General features: G+C 66.6%; 2 protein-coding genes. Both read left to right on the forward strand.

Going from position 1 to position 706, the window contains the following annotated elements:
• Positions 1-428: AGE family epimerase/isomerase (locus AC1DYI_RS37620; RefSeq protein ID WP_477209146.1), on the forward strand; the 428-nt coding region annotated here is incomplete at its 5' end.
• 84 nt (positions 429-512) lie between these two features.
• Positions 513-706: hypothetical protein (locus tag AC1DYI_RS37625; RefSeq protein WP_477209147.1), on the forward strand; the 194-nt coding region annotated here is incomplete at its 3' end.

Here is a 706-nt window from a genome sequence, read left to right on the forward strand (position 1 = left end):
GCTGGATGCTGCACCACGCGCGCGACCTGTTCGCCGCCGCCGTCAACAATGGCTGGGACCGCCACCACACCGGCCTCGTCTACGGCTTCGCCCCCGACGGCGACCCCGCGACCGACACCCACATGAAGGTCTGCGACGGCGACAAGTACCACTGGGTTCAGGCCGAATCGATGGCCGCCGCGGCCGCGCTGGCAGAGCGCACGCACGACGGTGGCTACTGGGACTGGTACGACCGCATCTGGCTCTACGCCTGGGAAAACTTCGTCGACCATCAGCACGGCGCCTGGTTCCGAATCCTGACCCACGACAACCGCAAACTCACCGACCAGAAAAGCCCGGCCGGCAAGGTGGACTACCACAACATGGGTGCGTGCTACGAGGTGCTGGCGGCGATGGAGAGGTTGAACGGCGCGTCGGCCTTGGTCTGAAGACCACGCCACAGAAAAACCCGCGCCACACAGAGCGCGTGTGACCGGCAGAATCCGGCGGTCCCCACACCGCCGATCTGCCGCATGAAACTCCTCTTCAAGCTGCTCGCCTACGCCCTGCTGGGCTTGTTGGTCATCGCCGTCGCCGTGCTGGCCTTGATGTGGCATGCGCGCTTGCCGCAGCGGTCGGGCACGTTGAGCCTCGCCGGCTTGAAGGCTCCGGTGCAGGTGCGGTACGACGAATCGGGTGTGCCGCACATCCGGGCCGAGAGCGAGGG

The sequence above is a fragment of the Ideonella sp. P3_A4 genome, from assembly GCF_056403075.1.